General features: G+C 45.0%; 13 protein-coding genes and 1 tRNA gene. 12 read left to right on the top strand and 2 right to left on the bottom strand.

The window, feature by feature from the left end; translation table 11 throughout:
• Positions 1-135: 135 nt before the first annotated feature.
• The 3 genes from BLT07_RS07105 to BLT07_RS07115 all read left to right on the top strand — a co-directional run bounded on the left by BLT07_RS07105 (position 136) and on the right by BLT07_RS07115 (position 2,569).
• Complete coding sequence (locus tag BLT07_RS07105) at positions 136-858, top strand: copper homeostasis protein CutC (protein ID WP_091867178.1); 723 nt, start codon at positions 136-138, stop codon at positions 856-858.
• Between the two features lie 48 nt (positions 859-906).
• Positions 907-2,130 carry a metallophosphoesterase gene (locus tag BLT07_RS07110; RefSeq protein ID WP_091867180.1) on the top strand — a complete coding sequence of 408 codons (1,224 nt, stop codon included), beginning with the start codon at positions 907-909 and terminating at the stop codon, positions 2,128-2,130.
• A 142-nt stretch (positions 2,131-2,272) separates the two neighbouring features.
• Positions 2,273-2,569, top strand: a complete 297-nt coding sequence (locus BLT07_RS07115; RefSeq protein ID WP_091867182.1) for a thioredoxin family protein — start codon at positions 2,273-2,275, stop codon at positions 2,567-2,569.
• 44 nt (positions 2,570-2,613) lie between these two features.
• Here BLT07_RS07115 and BLT07_RS07120 read toward each other — a convergent pair whose 3' ends face one another.
• Entirely contained in the window at positions 2,614-6,000 is a 3,387-nt protein-coding gene (locus BLT07_RS07120) for a glycosyltransferase family 117 protein (protein ID WP_091867184.1), read from the bottom strand.
• A gap of 596 nt (positions 6,001-6,596) precedes the next feature.
• On the opposite strand from BLT07_RS07120, the gene BLT07_RS07125 reads away from it, so the two are divergent.
• A tRNA-Gln gene (locus tag BLT07_RS07125) sits at positions 6,597-6,668 on the top strand.
• Between the two features lie 100 nt (positions 6,669-6,768).
• Here BLT07_RS07125 and BLT07_RS20710 read toward each other — a convergent pair.
• Positions 6,769-7,032 (bottom strand): hypothetical protein, encoded by a 264-nt coding sequence (locus BLT07_RS20710; protein WP_139205113.1) that lies wholly within the window; start codon positions 7,030-7,032, stop codon positions 6,769-6,771.
• 49 nt (positions 7,033-7,081) lie between these two features.
• Here BLT07_RS20710 and BLT07_RS07130 point away from each other — a divergent pair, with 49 nt between their 5' ends.
• From BLT07_RS07130 to BLT07_RS07165, 8 genes are all read left to right on the top strand, one after another.
• Positions 7,082-8,596: a vanadium-dependent haloperoxidase gene (locus tag BLT07_RS07130; protein ID WP_091867186.1), complete on the top strand. Its 1,515-nt coding sequence runs from the start codon at positions 7,082-7,084 to the stop codon at positions 8,594-8,596.
• Between the two features lie 132 nt (positions 8,597-8,728).
• On the top strand, positions 8,729-9,148 hold the full coding sequence (locus BLT07_RS07135) for an HYC_CC_PP family protein (protein ID WP_091867188.1): 420 nt from the start codon (positions 8,729-8,731) through the stop codon (positions 9,146-9,148).
• Positions 9,149-9,380: 232 nt separating this feature from the next.
• Positions 9,381-13,202 carry an efflux RND transporter permease subunit gene (locus BLT07_RS07140; RefSeq protein ID WP_091867190.1) on the top strand — a complete coding sequence of 1,274 codons (3,822 nt, stop codon included), beginning with the start codon at positions 9,381-9,383 and terminating at the stop codon, positions 13,200-13,202.
• Positions 13,199-14,599 (top strand): TolC family protein, encoded by a 1,401-nt coding sequence (locus BLT07_RS07145; protein WP_245726466.1) that lies wholly within the window; start codon positions 13,199-13,201, stop codon positions 14,597-14,599. The genes BLT07_RS07140 and BLT07_RS07145 overlap by 4 nt, the downstream gene beginning before the upstream one ends.
• Positions 14,600-14,601: 2 nt before the next feature.
• Positions 14,602-15,168: a helix-turn-helix domain-containing protein gene (locus tag BLT07_RS07150; RefSeq protein WP_091867192.1), complete on the top strand. Its 567-nt coding sequence runs from the start codon at positions 14,602-14,604 to the stop codon at positions 15,166-15,168.
• Between the two features lie 107 nt (positions 15,169-15,275).
• A complete protein-coding gene (locus tag BLT07_RS07155; RefSeq protein ID WP_317040746.1) occupies positions 15,276-15,569 on the top strand; it encodes a four-helix bundle copper-binding protein in 294 nt (97 codons plus the stop codon).
• A gap of 65 nt (positions 15,570-15,634) precedes the next feature.
• On the top strand, positions 15,635-18,163 hold the full coding sequence (locus tag BLT07_RS07160) for a multicopper oxidase domain-containing protein (RefSeq protein ID WP_091867194.1): 2,529 nt from the start codon (positions 15,635-15,637) through the stop codon (positions 18,161-18,163).
• A gap of 38 nt (positions 18,164-18,201) precedes the next feature.
• Positions 18,202-18,792, top strand: coding sequence for a DUF3347 domain-containing protein (locus BLT07_RS07165; RefSeq protein ID WP_091867196.1), 591 nt, complete (start codon positions 18,202-18,204; stop codon positions 18,790-18,792).
• Positions 18,793-18,830: the final 38 nt, after the last annotated feature.

The raw sequence follows: 18,830 nt of genomic DNA on the forward strand, positions 1-18,830 counted from the left end.
TGTTTACTTTTAGACCGCTAAATATACGGGATATTGTGCAAGCTGACTAACTGTTCAATGACAACCTTTATCATATTCTTTTAAGGGATAGTTGGTCGATGAACTGGAGCTTGTACGTGAACTTGAACCTTGATTATGTTGATAGAAGTTTGTGCCAATTCATTGCAATCCGCAATAAATGCCGAAAAAGCGGGCGCCCATCGTATCGAGCTCTGTTCGGAGCTTGCCGTAGGGGGAATTACCCCTTCTTACGGACTCTTGAAAGCCATTCGAGAAAAAATAACTATCCCCGTGCATGTGCTGATACGACCTCGGAGCGGTGATTTCACCTATTCGAACGGGGAGTTCGAAATCATGAAAACCGATATCGAAACCTGTATTAACATGGGCTTCAAAGGCATCGTTTCAGGGGTTTTAAAAAAGGATTTTACGTTGGATGTCGAACGGACCAAAATTTTGATCGAGGCATCCGGAGACTTATCTTTCACTTTTCACCGGGCGTTCGATTGGGTGCAACACCCACTTGAGGCTTTGGCGAAATTGGAAAGCTTGGGTGTGGACTGTATCTTGACCTCGGGGCAACAAAACTCCGCCGAGGAAGGCATTGCATTATTAACGGAACTCCATCAAAAAGCGGCGGTAATTACTATTATGCCGGGCGGAGGTATAAAACCTGAAAATATCACTATTTTTAAGGATAAAGGATTCGGTGCCGCCCATCTCTCCGGAAGTAAATTTGTCAAGACCCTACCCATACACCCTAAAATCTCCATGAATTCCCCTTCATTTCTCAAGGATGACGAAATTTCGGTTTCAAAGCTCGAAACCCTGCAAAAAATCGTAAATGCGGTTAAATAAAATCTAAAAGGCGTCACCGAACGCGTATTTAAAAATATCTTTGCACCCATGTTACGATGGATCGTTTTTGCCATAATCTATGCTGTTTTGGGTCTGTATACGCTCCAGGCCCTGAAAACCGCCATCCGATATCCTTGGGTGCACTATCTTTTTATCATCATATCGGTACTGGTACTGGGTAATTTTATTTATCAGTTTACGTGGGGTGCGGCGGAAGGTAGGGTATTGAGCCGCCCTAAAAGCTATGCTTTCGGCTTTATGATTACGGTGTTCACGTTTCAGCTAATAACCATTCTGTTTCTTTTTTCGGAGGATATTTTTCGCGTGGTTTCGGGCGTGTACCAAAAGTTTACGGGAAACACTAAAGAATTCTCCCTGCCCGAACGCCGCAGATTTTTGAGCATCTTGGGCCTGGGTATTGCTGCACTACCCTTCGGCGCACTTCTTTATGGGATGTATAAGGGCAAATACAACTTCAAGGTATTCAAATATGCCCTTGAATTCGAGGATCTGCCGGATGCCTTTGACGGGTATCGGATTACCCAAATTTCCGACATCCACAGTGGTAGTTTCGATAACCGGAAAAAAATTGAATATGCCGTTGATCTGATCAACAAACAAAAGGGCGATGTCATCTTGTTTACGGGCGATCTTGTTAACAATATGGCCACGGAAATGAAACCGTGGATGGAACTTTTCTCGACCCTCGAAGCCAAGGACGGAAAGTTTTCCATTCTGGGTAACCACGATTACGGCGATTATGTCGATTGGGAAACCGAAGACCTAAAACGCCAAAACCTAGAGGATTTAAAAGTAATTCAACGCGAGATCGGTTTTGACCTGATGTTAAACGAAAACCGATACCTGAAAAAAGGTAACGATAAAATAGCCTTGGTAGGTGTTGAAAATTGGGGTCGCGGCGGCTTTAAAAAGGCGGGTGACCTGGGTAAAGCGACCGCCACAATCGATAAAGACGATTTTAAGATATTGATGAGCCACGACCCCTCCCACTGGGAAGATGTAGTGCTTTTCGATGACCTACACTACCATCTGACCCTTAGTGGACACACCCACGGCATGCAGTTCGGCATCGAAATTCCCGGATGGGTCAAATGGAGCCCTGCAAGATGGCGCTACAAATATTGGGCGGGTGTGTATAAAGAAAAAGGACAGTTTATCAATGTGAACCGTGGTTTGGGATTCTTAGGGTATCCAGGGCGCGTTGGCATTTGGCCAGAAATCAGTGTAATTACCCTTAAAAAGAAAGCTTAAGAGCTCGTTTTTATTCACCTCTTACCCTTCCAAATTCACTCTTAACATGACTTTAACGCGCACAACAAACCAGAAATCTCGGGCTTCGGATACTGATTTCACAATTTTTGTTACTTTTGGCGGATAACCCAAAGCAGTATTTATGTCAAAGTTTGGTGAACTAATAGATTTGAAAGTCCCCGTTCTGTTGGATTTTTATGCGGATTGGAACGAACAATCCACCGCAATGCATACCGTGCTTCGCGATGTTGCCGCCGCTTTGGGCGATAAGGGCAAGGTCATCAAAATTGACGTCGATAAAAACAAGGAACTTTCTAATGCCCTTCGTGTCAAGGGCCTTCCTACCCTGATGATCTATAAAAACGGGGAAATGGTATGGCGCCAAAGCGGCGAACAGGACGCCAAGACCCTTATCGGGATTTTGAAGGAGTATGTTTAAGCGTCAAGACAGCTTCGCGGTTAGATAGTAAAATAAATTCTTTTTTAATTCTCATCGGGTACCACAACCTTTTCAAGTAATTCTTCGTCGGTTGTGGTAGCATCTACACTCGCGGTATCGGATACGGGCATTGTATCGATCATATCCGTATCTTGACCCGGTACCTGCGGTGCTTCCCCTGGAATATTGTTCTTGTAGAAGTGCTCGAACTTATCGATATATTCATTGAATATCAAGGTTTCCTTTTCGGCCTTTTCACGGTCGTTGTTCGTAATCAGAATATCGATATTTCTACGGTAGCCTTCCATATCTCCAATAATATCATCGATTTTATCATATTGTTCATCCAAAGGAATGCTTTCGTAATATTCTAACCGATCTTGATAAATTTTCTTCAGCTTTTCGAAAAGCGCCCGCGCCTTATCGGTTTCTCCGACCTTATAGTAGCCATCGACAAAAGGCTCTACGAAGGCATAATATTCGTAATATTCCACGGGAAGGTTCTCCATGGTCATATCGATGATCTCTTTGGCCCTGTCGATTTTGTCTTCCTTGATCAGCTGTTCCGTAAGGCGCGCGAGGTTGCTTCGATAGGATAGACCTTGTATGCGCGTCTGTGGGTCGTGGTAGATATCCGGACTTCCCGAATTGCCCCAGTACCAGTTCGTGACAATATCGTACATCAGGTCGGTGTCTATTCTTCCCATTTCAAAGGATGATTTTGTCCGTGGCGTTTTGATGGGCACCAATTTGTAAGCCATCCCATCGAGCTGCAGATAATCTTTCATCCAAATAAATTCGGCATCGTCAAAACTTCCTCCTGAAAAATAAAGGGGGCGTTCCCAGTCGTTGTTGGCTAGCATATCCAACATCATCATACTCTTTTTGGTGATTGCTGATTTGGGGATATCAATGTCGATATACTCCACGATTTCGGCTGAATCCTTTGCCTTGACCAATCCACTTTCCAAAACATTTTTCTTGTTAACCGGTATTCGCAGGTGGGTGGTAGGATAATAGACCATATTCAGGCTATTTTCGGAATAGGCATCAAGATCCGCTCCCCGTTTTTCAAGAATGAACTTCAACTTGGTCTGGGGTTCGTCACTGTCGACCCACTTGATAAAATCCTGTACCGACCATCGGTTCTCGGAAAGCTTTTTGTTAAACAGGTCGTCTACATTATAATGGTACAGTACATCACGTGAACCAAAGCGGTACTTTTCATGCGTCAGCTGCGAAGGTATCGCTTCGCTTTCGTAGGCCTTGCGCTTCATTTGGTCGATATACCAGTCCGTTTCAAAAAGGCTGGTACAAACGATGCGCACATCGGTACGGTAGCCCTCGATCTCTTGGGCGTACCACAGCGGAAAGGTATCGTTGTCACCAATCGTAAAAAGTATCGCGCCGACATCCTCTTGGGTCGAATCGAGATAGGCTTTTGCGGATGCATTCGCCGTAAAGCGGTTCGAACGATCGTGGTCATCCCAGTTTTGTACGGCCATTACGGTCGGCACAGCCAAAAAGCAGATTATAGTGACGGCCGGTGCCAATATTTTTGGAGAAAGCAATTTTCTGAATTCGTCGAACAGTCCATAGACACCGAGGCCTATCCAAAGGGCAAAGACATAGAAAGACCCCACAAGGGAATAATCGCGCTCACGGGGCTGAAAAATATAAGGATTCGTATAAAATTGGATGGCAAGCCCCGTAAACAAGAAAAACACCAACAGCACCCAAAACTGTTTGGGATTTTTCGATACCTGAAAGAGGATACCTATGATGCCCAAGATCAAAGGCAGGAAAAAATAGGTATTCCGCGCTTTATCGTTCTCCACTGCATCAGGGAGGTTACTTTGGCTGCCGAGCCGCATGCTATCCACGAAATTCAACCCGCTAATCCATTCCCCATTACCGTTGTACCTACCTTGAACGTCATTATTCTTTCCCGAGAAATTCCACATAAAATACCGCCAGTACATATAGCCGAACTGAAATTGGGTCATATACACGATATTCTGCCAAATCGAGGGCGGCTCAACCTCGAGGTATTCACTAAAACGCCTTAAGAAGCCAATATACTGCTCGGCATCAATTTCGCCTTTGGCGTAGCCTTCCTTTACTTGTTTAACGGCAGCGCGCAGTTCTTCGTTGGTCTGCTTCATCTTAAAATCGAGCGGACCGAAATAACGCATATAGTTCTCGGCGTGCTGGGTACTCCACATTCGGGGCAAAAGGCCCATATGTTTAGGGTCGTCGCCAGGCACAGCATCCTTATAATAATTGACGATGACGTATTTACCGGTCTTTTCGTCTTTTTCATATTTGGGAGCCTCGTCTTTATCCTCTCCCCCACTACCAAAAGTACTGGAGTAATAGGCGCCGTAAACGGGACTGTCGACACCGGGATACTGCTCCCTGTTGTAATACGCCAAAAGGGCGCGCGCATCTTCGGGATTATTCTCGTTGATAACCGTTTGGGCGTTCGCACGAATAGGCAACATAAGCCAGGATGAAAAGCCGAGGAAAACGAACATTATACAAAGCACGATGGTATTCGCCGTTTTGTAATTGTTCTTTCGGGTGTAATGTAGCCCGAAATAAAAGGCGGCGGCAAAAACAAGCAGCATGATGATCGTTCCGGAATTGAAGGGCAGCCCGATGCTGTTGATAAAGAAAACCTCGCTCCACCCCAAAAGCTCGAGCACATAGGTCAGCGAAAATTTATAGACCAGCATCAGTATGGCAATGACCGCCACATTGGCAATCAAAAAATTCTTGACCGTCGTCGTTTTATACGTTTGAAAATAGTAGAGCAGGCCGATGGATGGAATAGCCAAAAAGCCCATAAACTGAATACCGAAGGTAAGACCCACCACATAAGAAATCAGCACGATCCATCGATTACTGCGTGGGTCATCGAGGTCGTCGGTCCATTTAAGACCCAGCCAAAGCAACAAGGCCATGATCATACTGGCACTGGCATACACCTCTGTTTCAACGGCATTAAACCAAAAACTGTCGGAAAATGTGAACGCCAAAGACCCGACAAGGCCGCTGCCCAAAACCGCGATGGCTTTGCTGTTGGTCAGTACCTCATCTTTTTTATAAACCAGTTTTTGCGCCAGATTGGTAATCGTCCAGAACAGAAAAAGTATGGTGAAAGCGCTCGACACCCCCGACACGTAATTCACCATACGGGCCACTTCGGTGCTGTCAATGGCGAACATGGCAAAAAAGGCCCCCAACATCTGCAATAGCGGTGCGCCCGGAGGGTGGCCTACCTGCAGTTTGGCGGAAGTGGCAATGTATTCACCGGCATCCCAAAAACTATTGGTCGGTTCTACGGTGATGGCATAAACGATAAGGGCGATGAAAAAAACACCCCATCCGGCGAGGGTATCCCATTTTTCGAAGTTCTTTGAAAACATGTATCCGTGTTGTGTTTTCCCGATTAGCGGGGCAACCTATTTAATAGTGCTGAGTGGAAACTGAAACGGCTTTGGCTCGACACAATGCGGCGAAATTACTAATTTTAATAGATATGCCGTCGGATTTTTGATAAAGGTTTAACAGGGGAATCGCCTTGTATCGGCCAAATTGCCTACAAATGGCCATAACCCATAAATTTTTTAGATAGTACTAGTACTCAGTTCATATAGGACTAGCACTCCAACAATTTTGGCATTTCTATTTTGGGCGTCGAATTATATGCATGATATGCTAATATGGATAGGATAAAAAAGGGTTGCGGATGTTTAAGAGCATGTTTTAAAGCCCTACTTACTTCAAACCGGTGTTTTGGGAATCATGGCGTCAAATTAAATAAGTCTCGTATGTCAATCCGGAGATTTAATGTATAGCCAGAACCTCAAACTCCTGATTATCAGTTTAAATTGTTTACAAACATGTGCCTACTCAATATTACTTTTAATATTATTGTAACCCAAAATATTTGTACAAACCAAACTTTGTTTTAAATTTGCACGCTCTAATGCTGAACAAGTTTTAGTATTAAGTACCATAGTGGCCTATGGTGTAATTGGCAACACAGCTGGTTTTGGTCCAGTCGTTCTAGGTTCGAGTCCTAGTAGGCCAACAACAAAAGCCCCTAACTTCATTGAAGTCAGGGGCTTTTCTATTTCTTGGGTACAACATAGGTACAAAAATGGGATTTTATAAATGTAATCTATATCCCCTCAATGTTCGATACCCTCATTTTGGGCTTCCGAAATGAGCAGTTTCCCAACGGCGACCCCAGATTTCCTACCTTCCAGATTATCGAATTGGTAGTGGATGCCTCCATATACGCGCGAATCGCCCGCTTCTATAAACTGTTGCTCAAGGTTTCCCCTCTCCCTCATAAAACCATCGAGCAATCCTTGTGCCCGGCGATAGTTTACAAAGAGAATCGAGAATAAGAGTAGTATAAATATGCGATTTATTTGGGTCGGTATTTTCAAACGGGGAAGTAAATGTGTAATATTGGCGCTGTTGTAAACATCAATAATTATGAGTCCAAAAATAGTTCTGTTTTCCCTTGTTTCCTGGTTGTTCTTAACCTCTATAAATGGCAAAGAACTCCAAAAAAATACTGAACCGGCCGTAAAAAATGAAGCTGAAAAAGAACCTATGGGCAAAGACAACGTGGCCTACCAATGGGGCTATATGGCGCTTGAGGGTACTGCGAACGACACCGATAGGTTCAAGCCAAGACCGACGATAACGTCCAGGTACCTTGGGTTGATCTTTACTTCGATGTTCGATGCCTGGACGCGTTTCGATGAAAAGGCCAAACCTGTTTATCTAAAGGATGTGGAACGTCGCCCAAAAAACGAAAGAACCCTGAACAACAAGGAAATAGCCATCAGTTATGCCGCCTATGGGGCCCTGAGCGAGTATTATTATTCGGACAGTACGATGTTCAGGAACAAAATGATGGAACTGGGCCTTAATCCCGATAATACCTCTACAGACCCTAATACACCTGAGGGTATTGGAAGCTTGGCGGCCAAAAGGGTCGTTGAGATGCGAAAGAGCGACGGCGCCAACCAATACGGGGAAGTAGCGGGATCCCATGGGGAGCCGTATTTTGACTATAGCGGGTATAAGCCAGTCAATGACATAGACCACAATGTGGCTATCAATAGATGGCAAGGCAAGTATTTTATCGACGAGAACGGTAATAAATATGATCCCGGTTGCCTGACACCTTACTGGCAAGAGGTAGAACCCCTTTTATTGGAAACGGCCGAACAGTTCCGACCCGGACCTCCCCCGATGATCGGTTCGGAGCGATTGGAAAAGGACGTAAAGGAAGTTATCGATCTTCAGGCCAATCTAACTCCTAAGGAAAAGGCCTTGGTAGAATTTATGAGAGACGGGCCAAAATCGGTGCAACAGGCAGGACACTGGCTGAAATTCGCCCAAGATGTATCCCTGAGAGATAACCATACGTTAGACCAAGATGTAAAAATGTACTTTTTGGTGGAAGCCGTTGCCATGGACGCATTTATAGCTTGTTGGGATGCTAAAATGCACTACGATTTTGCTCGCCCTTATGCCTTGGTACACGAATACTACCAAGATCAGATCATTAAGGCATGGGGAGGTCCTGAAAAAGGGATGATTCAAATGAAGGGACAGGAATGGCGGCCCTATTCCCCGGATTCGTTCTTATGCCCTGCTTTTCCCAGTTACGTTTCGGGCCATAGTACCATTAGCGGTGGATGTGCCGAGGCGTTGCGGCTGTTTACCGGGAATGAAAAGTTCGGGGTCAAGGTAGAATTAATCCCTGGGGCCCTTACGGAACCCGATAATTTGGGAGACCCGGTTACCATAGAGTTTCCAACATTTACCGAAGCTGCTGAAATGGCCGGTATGTCAAGAGTGATGGGAGGCTACCATATTCAGGCGGATAATATCGAAGGATTGGAGCTGGGCCGTAAGATAGCTCGCTACAACTACGCAAAATATCAGGAGCTTCTGGGCGAAAACGGGAGTTCGATCGCTAAGAACCATAGATAAATTACCGACGATGCAATTACCATCTTGGCCGAACACGGTTTTCATGGCCATTCGGCCGCAGATGATGAGGGATGACTTTTTAAAATTTTATTAATCCTGTTAAAATTGTGGAATTTCGTTAACTTTGTATTTATGAAAAAGTTTTTTCACAATGCAATATCGGTTTTAATGGCGTTTGTGGTGCTGTTCACTACCCTGTCTTTTACGGTCGACATGCACTATTGTGGTGATACTTTGGTCGATTTTTCATTGTTCCAAAAAGCGGATGACTGTGGCATGGAAAAAGCTACCGAAGCTTTAAATTGTGAAACACCTTCTATGGTCGAAAAATCGTGCTGCTCTGATCAACAAATCGTTAGGGAAGCCAATCAGGACCTTAAAACTTCATTTGATACCATTTCTTTTGGACAACAGATTTTTGTTGCTTCTTTTTTCTACACTTTTATAAACCGTTTTGAAGGGTTTGACGAAAATACCGTTCCCTTTAAAGACTACCACCCTCCCTTCTTGGAGCAGGACGTGCTTGTTCTCAACCAAGTATTTTTAATTTGATTTAGATCCGGATTTTTTCGCGTCAAAACCATTTGTTGCGAAATCTTGTCGTGCATTGATTTCCCGAACAAATTTTGTCGGGCTCCATTTAGGCATCGCCAATCCCTTAATTTTTAGGGGTTTTACGCACCTCACAATCCCATGCACTTCTACCGAACGGGCACTTCATGGCCTCCTACAGACCTGACAAGTCATAGGCAGCCTGCCAATTAGCACATCTAAACGCTTTAAAATGCTAAACAAAAGCATAAAATTCCTCATAGAGAACAAATTGGTCGCGGTACTTATGCTGGTCCTGTTCGTGGGCTGGGGTGTCGTCAATGCGCCTTTCAATTGGGATACCGGTATCTTGCCTTCCGACCCCGTTGCCGTTGATGCCATTCCGGATATTGGTGAGAACCAACAAATTGTTTTTACCAAGTGGGAAGGTCGTTCCCCGCAAGACATTGAAGACCAGATCACCTATCCGTTGACCACTTCTTTATTGGGAATTTCGGGTGTGAAGACCATCCGAAGTTCTTCGATGTTCGGGTTTTCGAGCATCTATATCATTTTTGAGGAAGATGTGGAATTCTATTGGTCACGCAGCCGTATCCTTGAAAAACTGAATTCGTTACAAAGCGGATTATTGCCGGAAGGCGTGAACCCTGCCTTGGGTCCGGATGCAACAGGTCTGGGGCAGATTTTTTGGTACACTTTGGAAGGCCGTGATGAAGAGGGAAATGTGACAGGGGGATGGGATCTGCAGGAACTCCGCAGTATTCAGGATTACTATGTCAAATATGGATTGTCATCTGCCAGTGGGGTTTCGGAAGTCGCCTCGATCGGGGGATATGTTCAGGAATATCAAGTGGATGTCGATCCCGAAAAAATGCGGCAGTACAATATCGGGTTGATCGATATCGTAAGCGCCGTAAAACAGAGCAATCAAGATATAGGCGCGCAGACCTTGGAAATGAACCAGGCCGAGTATCTTGTCCGCGGCCTGGGCTATGTGAAGTCGATCGCGGATATCGAAAATGCGGTCGTCACCTCCGAAAATTTTACATCTATCCGTATCAAAGATGTGGGCAATGTTCATTTGGGACCCGCCGCCCGACGTGGCATTCTCGATAAGGAAGGTGCCGAGGTCGTAGGCGGCGTGGTGGTAGCCCGATATGGCGCCAATCCCTTAGAAGTCATCAACAATGTCAAAGCGCAGATCAACGAACTAAGTGCCGGATTACCTTCAAAAGAATTGGCCGATGGCCGTACCTCACAAGTGACCATCGTTCCCTTTTACGACCGTACCGAACTCATTCAGGAAACTTTGGGAACGCTCAACGAGGCCCTGACCCTTGAAATCTTGATTACTATTTTGGTCATTATTGTAATGGTGTTCAATCTTCGGGCATCCATCCTTATTTCGGGCTTGCTTCCCGTAGCGGTCCTGATGGTATTCATTACGATGAAACTATTTGATGTAGATGCCAATATCGTAGCCCTATCCGGTATTGCCATTGCCATTGGCACTATGGTGGATGTGGGCGTAATCCTCGCCGAAAATATGATACGGCACTTGGAGGATAAAAAATTGCGCTATCGGGAAAACGGCATTGAATATACCACGAACGAAATCATCTATAATGCAACCGCCGAGGTTTCCGGGGCCATCCTTACCGCCGTACTCACCACGATTATCAGTTTTATTCCCGTGTTTACGATGGTCGGCGCCGAAGGCAAACTATTTCGGCCATTAGCATTTACAAAGACCATGGCGCTATCGGCATCATTGGTCATTGCACTTTTCCTGATACCTCCATTTGCCGCGTTCCTTTTCAAAAAAAGCAACATTCGAGAGCGTTCAAAATACGTATTGAACGGTATTTTAGTCGTATTGGGCGTAGCTACTATTTTTTCTGTGGGTTGGCTTGGTCTCGTGCTATTGGCGTTTGGACTAAATGGAGTTTGGTTTATAAAAAAGAATGAAAAACAAGAAAATTTTTCACTTTTCACTTTTCATTTTTCACTTTCCCAGAACCTTGTTAACATTTTTATCTCAGCTATAGCCCTTATTTTCTTATTGGCCGACTACTGGCGCCCGCTCGGTTTCGATCGAAGCATCATAATGAATCTGATATTCGTTTCGATCATCTGTTTTGGATTGCTGGGCGTGTTCTCCCTTTTTAGAACGTACTACTCGCGTATCTTAAGCTGGGCATTGCAGAATAAAGTGCTTTTCCTGATTATTCCGGCTACCGTTCTGACCTTGGGAATCATCATTATGAGAAACACGGGCAAGGAGTTTATGCCTGCGCTCAATGAAGGTTCATTTCTTTTGATGCCCACTTCTTTACCACACGCCGGGGTCGAGGAAAACAAACGGGTACTACAACAGCTCGATATGGCAGTGGCCAGTATCCCGGAAATAGAAACCGTTGTGGGAAAGGCAGGGAGGACGGAATCCGCGCTGGACCCCGCACCGCTCTCCATGTACGAAAACATGATCCAGTATAAGTCGGAATACATGCGCAACGAGAAAGGCGAACGTCAACGCTACAAGGTAAATGACGATGGACTTTTTGTTTTAAAGGATGGTAAAATATTTCATAACAAGAATATTGATGTCAGTTCGAGCGTGTCATCCAAAGAATCGTCGAGCGATTCGATTGCGGGTAACAAGGGAAGCATCTCGACTGCAATCAACGTGACACGGCAAGACCTGATCCCGGACGACAACGGCGAATACTTCAGAAACTGGCGGCCGGAAATCCAATCCCCCGATGATATCTGGAACGCCATCACCGCCGCTACACAATTCCCCGGAGTGACCTCAGCCCCCAAACTACAACCCATAGAAACCCGGTTGGTCATGTTGCAAACGGGAATGCGCGCGCCGATGGGCATCAAGGTTAAAGGTCAGGATCTAAGGAAAATCGAAGCCTTCGGACTTCAACTGGAAACCCTCCTAAAACAGGCCGAAGGAGTCAAACCACAGGCTGTTTTTGCGGATCGAATTGTAGGGAAGCCCTATTTGCTGATCGACATCAAGCGCGACCAACTGGCCCGATACGGCATCTCTATCATGGATGTGCAGGAAATATTACAGGTGGCCATCGGCGGGATGCCCCTTACCCAAACCGTGGAAGGCCGCGAACGGTATGCCATCCGAGTGCGCTATCCCCGGGAACTTCGGGCAAATCCGACCGACCTTGCAACCATTTACGTTCCGGTAGAAAAAGGAAGTCCCGTTCCTTTGGGGGAGCTGGTGGATATCCGATACGAGCAAGGCCCTCAGGTCATTAAGAGCGAGGACACTTTTTTAGTGGGCTATGTCTTGTTCGACAAACTCGACGGGTTTGCCGAAGTCAACGTAGTGGAAAATGCCCAAACCCTGATCCAGCAAAAAATCGACAACGGGCAATTGATAGTGCCCAAAGGCATCAGCTATAAATTCACGGGTACGTACGAGAACCAGCTTCGGGCGGAAAAAACACTATCCGTCGTCGTGCCTTTGGCCCTCATTATCATTTTTCTGATCCTCTATTTCCAGTTCCGTTCGGTAGCCACCTCCTTAATGGTGTTCACTGGAATTGCTGTGGCCTTTGCGGGCGGGTTTATCATGATATGGCTCTACGGTCAGGATTGGTTTTTTAATTTCAGCTTTTTTGGCGAAAACCTTCGGGAGCTTTTTCATATGAGGACCATCAACCTGAGTGTAGCGGTCTGGGTCGGTTTTATCGCCCTTTTTGGTATTGCGACCGATGATGGCGTGATCATGGCCACCTATCTAACACAGACTTTCGACCGCGAAAGTCCGACGGACCAAACGGGAGTTCGGGCCGCCACGTTGGAAGCCGCCGGCAAACGGATCAGACCCTGCTTGATGACTACCGTCACTACAATTCTGGCCCTTTTACCGATACTGACCTCGACTGGTAAGGGAAGCGATATCATGATTCCGATGGCCATCCCCATTTTTGGGGGAATGATTATCGACATTACCTCTTATTTTATCGTCCCCGTATTATATAGCTGGAAAAAGGAATTTCAATTAAAAAGAGCGAACAAATGAAAAATAGAGCTGTCATCATCGAACTTTTAGGTGTTTCCACCGCGCTTTATTTTGAACGTGGCCGATTCACAAAAGACGTCCTGAACGCCATGGTCTTTCCCATCTTCATTCTTGGCCCAGTAGCCGGGCAGTCCCAAGATAAAAGCTGTCGAAGTGCAAAAGCTCACTTGAACGCCTGTGTATTGTTCCTGTCGCTTATTGGCGCATTCGGTCTTGGTATTTTCAGTGCGCATGCGCAGAGCCTGCAATCCTATATTCAGGAAGCAGAGGCCCATAATCCTGATATTCAAGCCTACGAGTTGCGCCACGAGATTGCCCAAGAAAAGGTAAACGAGGTCAATACATTACCCAATACCACAATAAGCGCGGGCTATTTTGTTAGCGAGCCCGAAACCCGAACCGGTGCACAACGCGCAAAATTTTCAGTCTCCCAAATGCTACCGTGGTTTGGCACGATAACGGCAAGGGAAAACTACGCCAGTTCCATGGCCGAAGCGGAATATGTCGAAATCGTCATTGCCAAACGAAAGCTGGCATTGGAGGTTGCCCAGTTGTATTATCAATTCTACGCCATCGGGGCAAAGCAAAAGGTGCTTGACGAAAATATCCAACTGCTAAAAACCTACGAGCGCTTGGCACTGACCTCCGTAGAAGTCGGTAAAGCCTCCGCAGTCGATGTACTTCGGCTACAGATCCGGCAGAACGAGCTGCAGCAGCAAAAAGAGATGCTGTTTCAACAGGCGAAAGGTATTCTAGCCGGCCTTAACAGTAAGCTAGACCGGCAGTATGACCATCTTGTACAGGTGGTCACCGAGCTAGAGATTCCGGATGCCGATTTAGAATATAGCTATGATTCCATTTCCGAAAATCCGGAATTGCTCAGATATGATCGGCTGTTCGAATCGGTCGTACAATCCGAATTACTGAACCAAAAAGAACGTGCGCCGAGCGTCGGGGTCGGCCTTGATTATGTGCCCGTAGCGGAGCGTACCGATATGATGCTTACCGATAACGGGAAGGACATTATCATGCCCATGGTCACCCTTTCCATCCCTATCTTCAACAAAGTCTATTCATCCCTATCCAAACAAAATGAACTGCGTCAAAAGGAATTGGAAGCCCAGAAAAACGAGCGGCTAAACGTATTGCAAAGCAAATTCTCCCGAGCGATATCCCAAAGAAATCAAGCGCGTATCAGTTTCGATACACAGACTAAAAATCTCGAACAAGCTAGGGATGCCGAAGAAATCCTTACGACAAACTACGAAACGGGAACCATCGATTTTAACGAAGTGCTTGACATTCAAGAGCTACAGTTAAAATTCCAAACAGAGCAAATCGAGTCGGTGCAAGAGTATTTTGCGCAATCGGCCATTATCAACTACTTGATAAATTGAGTATGATACAGGATTTCTTTATAAAAAATATGGTGTGCGATAGATGCATTAAGGTTTTAAAGGATGAGTTGCACCATAATAACATCGTCTTAAAGCAAATCGAACTGGGTCGCGTGCGCTTGGATATTGAGGGCGATGGGGAAATCGAAAAATTGGAAACATTGCTCGAAAAAAATGGCTTCTCTCTAATCGATCGTGCCGATGAAAAACTTACGGAGCAGATTAAGATAGAACTTATCAAGACCTTGAAAGAATTGCCGCTGCAAATCAAAACGAAACTATCCACGCACTTGGCCAATACTTTGGGAGTCGAATATTCAAAAATCAGCAAGGTTTTCTCGTTTACCGAGGGCATAACCATCGAAAGGTATTTTATCAAACTGAAAACCGAAAAGGTAAAGGAACTGATCCAGGCGAAAGAAATCAATTTTACGGAAATGGGGCAATTGCTTGATTACAGCAATGTAAACCACCTTAGCCGACAATTTAAAAGCGAGACGGGAATGAGTTTATCAGCCTATAAATCGCAACAAAAGAACTTTAGGAACTCTTTAGACCAAATTATGTAGATAACAGCCATAATTATGATACAAATGACTGTATTTCAGTGGTATCTTTAATCAAATTATGAATTAAAACTCTATATAATATGAAAAATTGAAAATTAATTGAAGCCTTGAACAACTGCGTTGCACATTGTAATTATTGTGCGGATGCCTGTTTAGATACCGAAGACATCAAGATTATGGTTGATTGTATCAGAACCGATAGGGCTTGCGCAGAAGTATGCAGCACGACTGCTAAATTGCTTGCCGCAAATTATGAAGAGGCAAAAGGTATGGTAGAATATTGCCATAGTGTCTGTAAAAAATGTGCCGATGAATGCGGCAAGCATGACCATCAACAGTGTAAAGATTGTGCGGATGCCTGTAGAAAATGTGCTGATGCCTGTGCAGAAAACCTGGCATAATTGAATACTTGGTAAAATTGAATACCACCCTTTCCGTAAGGAAAGGGCTTCTTAAACAATTATAAATGAGAATACTACTTATACTTTTGATTTCAGGATTCTGCGTTTCTAGTTTAAAGGCACAAATATCCAATACCTATGAAGAAAATAAGGACAACTGGCCGGAACACGTTTATAATCTGACCATAGACTATGGGACGGTCAATTTCACTGGCAAGGATGTAAAAGCCATGACCATAAATGGAGGCATTCCCGGCCCTAATCTGCAATTTGAAGAAGGCGAATTTGCTATCATCAATGTGACCAATAAAATGGACGTGGAAACGTCGGTACATTGGCATGGGATGATATTGCCGAATTTTTATGACGGTGTTCCCTATCTGAGCACTCCGCCGATCCGGCCAGGCAAAACATTACAGTACAAGTTTGCCATAAAACAATCCGGCACGTATTGGTATCATTCGCATACGGGATTACAGGAACAACGGGGCGTTTATGGTTCCATTCAAATCAATCCCAAAGAAACCGATTTGGAATATGATAAAGATTTGGTACTAGTGGTATCGGACTGGATGGACGAAAAGCCACGATCCCAATTAAAAAACTTGAAACGTGGCAACGAGTGGTACTTGATAAAAAAAGGTCAGGTACAGAGCCTTGATAAACTCATCAAGAAAAATGCGGTAGGCGCAAAGCTAAAAATGGCTTGGCAGCGAATGCCGGATATGGCCATTTCCGATAACTATTACGATAAATTCTTCATCAACGGAAAGGCCGAACAGAATTATCCTGATTTTGAGCCAGGAGAAAAAGTACGTTTACGCTTTGTGAATGCTTCCGCAGCAACCTACTATTGGTTGACTTTCGGCGGCGAAGACCCCTTGCTAATATCGGCCGACGGTATTGACGTTGTTCCCGTAGAACATAATAAGACCTTAATCGGGGTGGCGGAAACCTACGATTATATCGTAACGATCCCACAAAGCGGAAAACTTCAAATCCTTGCGACCGCTCAGGACGGTTCCGGAGAGGCATCGGCCTATGTCGGCAAAGGCGAAACCCTAAAAGCCCCTATGGTCGCTGAACCGGATTTGATAAAAAGCATGAAGCAAATGATGTCCATGGGAATGAAAATGGGCGCTCCGGCCTCAAAATTCAATCCTTCGAAAAACGATTCCATTCAGGTAATGAAAAAATATAAGATGGACATGGGCGGAATGCAGATGGGCGGCCATAAAATGAATATGAAGGGGGGCAAGATGGAGATGGACGGGATGAAAATGGATTCCACCAAAATGAACCACGATAAGATGGACCATTCCAAAATGAATATGAAAGACGATAAGATGAAGATGGACGGGATGAAAAAAATGGATTCCACCAAAATGGCGCACACTAAGATGGACCGCTCCAAAATGAATATGAAGGAGGGAAAGATGAAGATGTCGAAATCTGAGATGAATATGAAAAAGGGAAAGGCCAATATGATGATGGATGATACGAGGAAAATGGATGATGGTATGAAAATGGGTTATATGGTTCCCAAAGACAAGGTTGTAGGTGACAATATGAAGACGGGCGGTAACCCAGAATTCAACTACAACTACCTGCGTTCGCCCGAAAAGACTGTTTTTGACAATGACAAACCCGTGAAGCAGATGCTATTCAACCTTACCGGAAATATGAACCGCTACGTCTGGTCGATCAACGGGGTGCCCCTATCCGAAACAGATAAGATAAAAATCAATCAAGGTGAAGTGGTACGCATCACACTCAATAACTTGACGATGATGCACCACCCGATGCATTTGCATGGCCACTTCTTCAGGGTGTTGAACGAAAATGGTGAATACTCTCCCTTGAAGCACACCGTGAATGTGGCACCGATGCAGAAGGTGGTCATCGAATTCGATGCGAAGGAATATGGGGACTGGTTTTTCCATTGCCACGTGCTCTATCATATGAATGCCGGAATGGCAAGAGTATTCAGCTACTCTGAAACCCCAAGAGATGAAAGATTGAAAGGCTATCCACTAACCAATCTGACAAATGAGGCAGACCACATGTTCACTTGGGGCGAGTTGACCGCTGCCAGTCACATGACAGAACTGTACGCCACTGCCACAAACATCAGAAATCAGTTTACCCTTATGGGGGAATATGGCTGGAACAAAAATCTGGAAGCCGAATTCAGTTATGAACGTTATCTCAATGACTATTTCAGGGTGTTTGGAGGTGTAAATGTTGAGAACGGTATAAAAAACAGTCTTGAAGAAATAAACACCACCGCGATTGCGGGAGTACGTTGGTTAATGCCACTACTCATAAATTCGGACTTTAGAATAGATAGTAAATTACGACCGCAAGTACGTTTAAGTACAGGGTTTATGGTTTTACCTCGACTGGGGGTTTTTGGACAATATGAATACCAAATGGATTTCGGTTGGGTCAATGATTTGGAGGCTGGTACCGATTTTGAGAGTGAATCCACTTGGCAAGTGGGACTGGAGTATGTGCTGGGAAGGAATTTTTCCCTCATGGGAAGCTATGACAACCGTTTTGGAGCCGGTGGGGGCCTTTCCGTTAGATTTTAAAACTTGAAGAAATTAGTAACCTTAAAAATCAGATAACGATGACAACAGTTAAAACAGTAATATATACCAGCGCGATCGTATTAACGGCTCTAATTTGCATTTCCTGTAAGGACGGTACCAAAAAAGTTGCGGCTGTGCCGATGGGCAACGAAATGCATCATGAAGATAGAAACGATATGGGGAATCCGGCAAACAATGATGCACGAGATTCAAGAACAACGGCTATCCTAGATGGATATCTCTCCATCAAAAATGCCCTTGTGGCCGACAATACCGACGAGGCTGCCGAAGCAGGCGGCAAACTAGTTGCCGCATTGGACAACTTTGATGTGTCCGCCTATTCAAGTTCCGAGCAAACACAACTCAAGGATATTATTGTCGATGCCAAGGAACAGGCCGAACATATTTCGGAGAGCCCGATGGAACATCAGCGTGAGCATCTTAAGACGCTGAGCACAGACGTTACCGATATGGTGGCCATCATCGGAACGGACAAAAAGCTTTACGAGCAGTTCTGCCCTATGTACGAAAACGGAAGCACGTGGTTAAGTGCGAGCAACGAGGTCAAGAATCCGTATTACGGGAGTAAAATGGTGGATTGCGGTAAAATTCAGCAAGAAATTAATTAATGGGACGCTGGAGCTAGGGAATATCTAAAAGATCTGAA

This window comes from Pricia antarctica, assembly GCF_900101815.1.
Lineage (GTDB): Bacteria > Bacteroidota > Bacteroidia > Flavobacteriales > Flavobacteriaceae > Pricia > Pricia antarctica.

Bases quoted from the DNA above. Each gene is read 5' to 3' on its own strand.
- BLT07_RS07165 (WP_091867196.1), top strand. From the start codon at position 18,202: ATGACAACAGTTAAAACAGTAATATATACCAGCGCGATCGTATTAACG.
- BLT07_RS07145 (WP_245726466.1), top strand. From the start codon at position 13,199: ATGAAAAATAGAGCTGTCATCATCGAACTTTTAGGTGTTTCCACCGCG.
- BLT07_RS07160 (WP_091867194.1), top strand. From the start codon at position 15,635: ATGAGAATACTACTTATACTTTTGATTTCAGGATTCTGCGTTTCTAGT.
- BLT07_RS07120 (WP_091867184.1), bottom strand. From the start codon at position 6,000: ATGTTTTCAAAGAACTTCGAAAAATGGGATACCCTCGCCGGATGGGGT.
- BLT07_RS07115 (WP_091867182.1), top strand. From the start codon at position 2,273: ATGTCAAAGTTTGGTGAACTAATAGATTTGAAAGTCCCCGTTCTGTTG.
- BLT07_RS07130 (WP_091867186.1), top strand. From the start codon at position 7,082: ATGAGTCCAAAAATAGTTCTGTTTTCCCTTGTTTCCTGGTTGTTCTTA.
- BLT07_RS07140 (WP_091867190.1), top strand. From the start codon at position 9,381: ATGCTAAACAAAAGCATAAAATTCCTCATAGAGAACAAATTGGTCGCG.
- BLT07_RS07105 (WP_091867178.1), top strand. From the start codon at position 136: ATGTTGATAGAAGTTTGTGCCAATTCATTGCAATCCGCAATAAATGCC.
- BLT07_RS07150 (WP_091867192.1), top strand. From the start codon at position 14,602: ATGATACAGGATTTCTTTATAAAAAATATGGTGTGCGATAGATGCATT.
- BLT07_RS07135 (WP_091867188.1), top strand. From the start codon at position 8,729: ATGAAAAAGTTTTTTCACAATGCAATATCGGTTTTAATGGCGTTTGTG.
- BLT07_RS07110 (WP_091867180.1), top strand. From the start codon at position 907: ATGTTACGATGGATCGTTTTTGCCATAATCTATGCTGTTTTGGGTCTG.